Source organism: Kribbella sp. NPDC048915 (assembly GCF_040649595.1).
Classification (GTDB): domain Bacteria; phylum Actinomycetota; class Actinomycetes; order Propionibacteriales; family Kribbellaceae; genus Kribbella.
Genome location: NZ_JBEZFT010000146.1, coordinates 1 through 5,411 on the forward strand (window position 1 = coordinate 1; position 5,411 = coordinate 5,411).

Annotated in this window: 5 protein-coding genes; all 5 read left to right on the top strand. The window is 68.5% G+C overall.

Translation table 11 applies throughout. The features are described 5' to 3' along the window. Window positions 1–121: 121 nt before the first annotated feature. The 5 genes from AB0B82_RS35225 (at window position 122) to AB0B82_RS35245 (ending at window position 4,946) form a co-directional block, all read left to right on the top strand. Window positions 122–865 carry a LytTR family DNA-binding domain-containing protein gene (locus AB0B82_RS35225; protein ID WP_360178880.1) on the top strand — a complete coding sequence of 248 codons (744 nt, stop codon included), beginning with the start codon at window positions 122–124 and terminating at the stop codon, window positions 863–865. A 1-nt stretch (window position 866) separates the two neighbouring features. Then, window positions 867–1,247 (top strand): hypothetical protein, encoded by a 381-nt coding sequence (locus tag AB0B82_RS35230; RefSeq protein WP_360178883.1) that lies wholly within the window; start codon window positions 867–869, stop codon window positions 1,245–1,247. Window positions 1,248–1,261: 14 nt separating this feature from the next. Beyond that, window positions 1,262–2,788: a cation acetate symporter gene (locus tag AB0B82_RS35235; protein WP_360178886.1), complete on the top strand. Its 1,527-nt coding sequence runs from the start codon at window positions 1,262–1,264 to the stop codon at window positions 2,786–2,788. Window positions 2,789–2,970: 182 nt separating this feature from the next. Beyond that, complete coding sequence (locus AB0B82_RS35240; RefSeq protein ID WP_360178889.1) at window positions 2,971–3,303, top strand: DUF485 domain-containing protein; 333 nt, start codon at window positions 2,971–2,973, stop codon at window positions 3,301–3,303. An 11-nt stretch (window positions 3,304–3,314) separates the two neighbouring features. Then, window positions 3,315–4,946 carry a cation acetate symporter gene (locus AB0B82_RS35245; RefSeq protein WP_360178892.1) on the top strand — a complete coding sequence of 544 codons (1,632 nt, stop codon included), beginning with the start codon at window positions 3,315–3,317 and terminating at the stop codon, window positions 4,944–4,946. The last annotated feature ends 465 nt before the right edge of the window (window positions 4,947–5,411 follow it).

Sequence of the window (5,411 nt, forward strand, 5' to 3'; positions counted from 1 at the left end):
GAACTTGACCTTCGACAAGCCAAGAATCCCCCACCAGACAGGCACTTCCGTGCGTTACGCGCCGAACACAACCCCAACCACGTGAAATCCCGAGGTTAGCGTTCGCCGTAAGGTTCGCGATATGGCCGACACTCCGCTGCGCGCGCTGGTCGCGGACGACGAGGAGCCCGCCCTGGCCGAGCTGGTGTACCTGCTGGGCCAGGACCCGCGGATCGGCCCGATCCACACGGCCTCGAACGGACCGGACGCGCTGAAGATCCTGCAGGCCACCGACCTCGACGTCGTGTTCTGCGACATCAAGATGCCCGGCCTGGACGGCATCGATCTGGCCCGGGTGCTGAAGAAGTTCGCCAGCCGCCCGCAGATCGTGTTCGTGACGGCGTACGACGAGCACGCGGTGGCGGCGTTCGACCTGGAGGCCACCGACTACGTGATGAAGCCGGTCCGGCAGGAGCGCCTGGCCGAGGCAGTCCGCCGCGTGGTCACGCAGGGCGCGCCGGCCGCTGTGCAGTCGCCGGAGGACTCCGACGACGAGGTGATCGCCGTGGAACTGGCCGGTGTCACCAGGTTCGTCCAGCGCTCCACCGTGCGGTACGTCGAGGCGCAGGGCGACTACGCCCGCCTGCACACCGGACAGAACTCACACCTGGTGCGCATCCCACTGAGCACGCTGGAGGAGCGCTGGAAGGACGCCGGGTTCACACGCATCCACCGGAGCACGCTGGTCGCTCTGCAGCACGTGGACGAGATGCGGGTGGACGGCGGCCGCTGCTCGGTACGGGTCGGTGACGACTGGCTCCCGGTCAGCCGGCGGCACACGCGCGAGCTCCGCGACCTCCTGGTCCGTTCGACCTCCCTGAAGTGACATGAGCACTCCCGACGGACCACGCAGGGTGCGCGTCACCAGCCCCCGGACCAGCGCGGCCCGGCGTCCGATCATGCCGACCGGTGCGCGCGAGATCGACGAGCAGACCCGGCTCGGCGAGGTCTACATGCAGTCACTGATCCAGTCCCAGCTACGACTCGCGCTGGCCGTCATCGGCGCCGTACTGCTTGTCCTGGGCAGCATCCCGTTGCTGTTCTGGCTGGTCCCACCTGCGCGCACGTTGTCGGTCCTCGGTCTCCCGCTGCCCTGGGTGCTCCTGGGCATCCTCGTGTACCCGGTGCTGTACGGCGCGGCGCGCATCTACGTACGGCAGGCGGAGCGGATCGAGGCGGAGTTCACCGAGTTCGTGGGACGGCAGTAGCGATGTCGCCGGCGATGAGCCTCACCGCGATCGGGCTGGTGGTCGTGGCGACCATCGGGATCGGCCTGTTCGGTTTGCGGATCTCCCGCACCACCAGCGACTTCTACGTCGCCAGCCGCGCCGTCAGCCCACGCTGGAACGCGTCGGCGATCAGTGGCGAGTACCTGTCCGCGGCGTCCTTCCTCGGCGTCGCCGGTCTGGTGCTGGTGAACGGCGCCGACATGCTGTGGTTCTCCGTCGGCTACACCGTGGGCTATCTGGTGCTGCTGGTCCTCGTAGCCGCTCCGCTGCGCCGGTCCGGTGCGTACACGCTGCCCGACTTCGCCGAGACCCGCTTCGAGTCACCCGTCGTACGGCGGATCTGTGCGGGGCTCGTGGTCGGTATCGGGACGCTGTACCTGCTGCCGCAGCTGCACGGCGCCGGGCTGGCGGTTCAGACGGTCACCGGCGCGCCGCCCCAGGTGGGCGCGATGATCGTCGCTGTCATCGTCGTGATGAACGTGGCCGCGGGCGGCATGCGGTCGATCACGTTCGTCCAGGCGTTCCAGTACTGGCTCAAGCTGACCGCGCTGGCGACACCGATCTTCGTCATCCTGCTCGCCTGGAACCAGCCGGTCGGCGTCCTCGACTCGTTGCACGGCGCGGCTGCTGAATGGGCCGAGCCGTTGTCCCGCGCGGGCGGCCGCGACCACCCGCTGTACGCGACGTACTCGTTGCTGCTGGCTCTGTGTTTCGGGACGATGGGCCTTCCGCACGTGCTGGTCCGCTTCTACACCAACCCCGACGGCCGTGCGGCCCGCCGTACGACCGTCGTCGTGCTCGCGTTGCTGGGGCTGTTCTATCTGTTCCCGCCGATGTACGCGATCCTCGGGCGGACGTTCGCCGCGGACCTCGTGACGACCGGCGGCGACACCGTCGTGCTCGAGCTGCCGGGCCGCGTTTTCCCTGGTACAGCAGGGGATCTGCTCGGGGCGCTGGTCGCGGCCGGTGCGTTCGCGGCCTTCCTCTCGACGTCGTCGGGGCTGACGGTCGCGATCGCCGGCGTCATCGACCAGGATCTGCTGCGGACCCGTCTGCACCGGTGGACCGGCGGCGACTACGTCGCGGTGAACAGCTTCCGGATCGCGTCGCTGCTCGCGATGATCGTGCCGTACCTGGCTTTCACCGCCACCGGTTCGCTGAGCCTCGCGGACACCGTCGGGCTCGCGTTCGCCCTCGCCGCGTCGACGTTCTGCCCGCTGCTGGTGCTGGGCATCTGGTGGCGGCGGATGACAACGACCGGCGCCGCGGCCGGTCTCGTCGTCGGCGGCGTCGCGGCCAGTGCGGCCGCGCTGGTGAACGTCGCCGGTCCACCGCAGGGCGGTTGGCCGCAGGCGCTGATCGGCCAGCCGGCCGCATGGACGATGCCGCTCGCCTTCGTCACCGTGATCGTGGTCTCCAAGCTCACCCCGCACAAGATCCCGGCCGGCACCGCCCGCTCAATGGTCCGGCTGCACACGCCTGAAGCCGTCGACGTCGACCGCGGCCTGCCGTCGCGGTGACGACCGCTCGTCGTGTGATTCCTACCGCTCACCGCAGTTCGGCGATCCACCGAACGACTGGTGTGCTCCGCTGAGCGCTCGGCGCGCATTCGTGCTGTCGGGCGGCGCGTGACCCGCGCCACAGTACGGGTCAGAGCCGGCTCCAACCGCCCGGCGTGATCCCCCGTCTTGGAGGTTTCGCGATGAGTGACATGCGCGATCCAGACCTGACGACGTACCGGGATGTCCAGTTGTCACCGGACTTCTCCGAGCTGCGTCGCCGGTTCCGGCGCTTCGTGTTCCCGATGACCGCACTGTTCCTGGTCTGGTACTTCGTCTATGTCCTGCTGGCCGCCTACGCGCCCGGCTTCATGTCGCACAGGATCGGCGGCAACATCAACGTCGCGCTGCTGTTCGGCCTCGGCCAGTTCGTGTCGACGTTCGCGATCACGATGATCTACGTCCGCTGGGCCGACCGCCGGGTCGACCCGGACGCCGAGAAATTGCGCCACCAGCTCGAGGGAGAACCGCAGTGACCGCCCCGCTGATGTTGCCGCTGGCAACCGACATCGGTAACCCGACCGTCAACATCGCGATCTTCGCGCTGTTCGTCCTGGCCACACTGGCGATCGTCTTCAAGGCGTCCCGGAACAACAAGACCGCGGCCGACTTCTACGCCGGCGGCCGCTCGTTCACCGGTCCGCAGAACGGCATCGCAATCGCCGGTGACTACCTGTCCGCCGCGTCCTTCCTCGGTATCGCCGGCGCGATCGCGCTGAACGGGTACGACGGCTTCCTGTACTCGATCGGCTTCCTGGTGGCGTGGCTGGTCGCGCTGCTGCTGGTCGCCGAACTGCTCCGGAACACCGGCCGCTTCACGATGGCCGACGTGCTGTCGTTCCGCCTCAAGCAGCGGCCGGTCCGGATGGCGGCCGCGATCTCGACCCTCGGCGTCTGCTTCTTCTACCTGCTGGCGCAGATGGCCGGCGCCGGGGGTCTGGTGGCCCTCCTGCTCGGCGTCTCCGGCCGGGCCGGGCAGAGCATCGTGATCGCCGTGGTCGGCATCCTGATGATCACGTACGTGCTCGTCGGCGGCATGAAGGGCACCACCTGGGTGCAGATCGTGAAGGCCGTGCTGCTGGTCATCGGCGCGGGCATCATGACGCTCTGGGTACTGGCGAAGTACACCTTCAACCTGTCCGGCGTGCTCGGCGCGGCCGTCGAGAACAGCCCGGCCGCCGGCGACAAGCTGCTGAACCCCGGCCTGCAGTACGGCGCCACCGGCGTCACCAAGCTCGACTTCATCTCGCTCGCACTCGCGCTGGTCCTCGGCACCGCCGGCCTGCCGCACGTCCTGATGCGGTTCTACACCGTGCCGGACTCCAAGGAGGCCCGCCGTAGCGTCAGCTGGGCGATCTGGATCATCGGCATCTTCTACCTGTTCACGCTGGTCCTCGGGTACGGCGCCGCGGCCATCGTCGGCCCCGACGTCATCCGCGCCGCGCCCGGCAAGGCGAACTCGGCGGCACCGCTGCTCGCGTTCGAACTCGGCGGCGAGGTGCTGCTCGGGGTGATCTCCGCGGTCGCCTTCGCGACGATCCTCGCCGTGGTGGCCGGCCTGACGATCACCGCGAGTACGTCGTTCGCGCACGACATCTACGGCCAGATCATCAAGAAGGGCCAGATCAGCGGCGACGGCGAGGTCCGGGTGGCCCGAATGACCGCGGTCGTCATCGGCATCGTCGCGATCATCGGCGGCATCTTCGCCAACGGGCAGAACATCGCGTTCCTGGTCGCCCTCGCGTTCGCGGTCGCGGCCAGCGCGAACCTGCCGACCATCCTGTACTCGCTGTTCTGGCGGCGCTTCAACACCCGCGGCGCACTGTGGAGCATCTACGGCGGTCTGGCCTCGACGATCATCCTGATCGTCTTCAGCCCGGTCGTCTCCGGCAAGGTTGACAAGAAGACCGGCGCCAGCCTGTCGATGATCACCGACACCGGCATCGACTTCCACTGGTTCCCGCTCGACAACCCGGGCATCATCTCGATCCCGCTGGCCTTCGTCCTCGGCTGGCTGGGCACCGTCACCAGCAAAGAGCCGGTCGACATCGACCGCTTCGCCGAAATGGAAGTCCGCTCCCTCACCGGCGCCGGCGCCGAAAAGGCAGTCCAGCACTGACCCCCCTCTGACAAGAGGCCTGTCAGGCAGGTACTGCGGACACCGCGAACCTGCCTGACAGCACCACCTCCGCCCCCAAAGACGGACCCGGCCCTCCTCCCGCCGGGTCCGTCTTTCCGTCACGCGGGGCTTGCCACCCAGACCCGCCGTACGCTCTCCGCCGTCCCTGGCGCCAACTGCCGGGGGTGTGAACAAGCACCGGTGCCCGCACACCCGTTATTTCCTGTCCACACCCACCACCACCCGTCCATACCCCCAAGAACTCACGCGCCCAGCCGCACCCAGCCCCACACCCACGCCCGTCCACGTCTGTACCTGGGACACCCGGCACGCCATGCCCGTACCCGCGCCCCCTCCCGCCTGAAGAAACCCTCCTAGTACTACAGCCGGAGATCGTGATCTGCGGCGGCGTCAGGCCACGATCCGGGCCCGATCCGGGGAGGATTTCACCCCAGGATCGGCCAG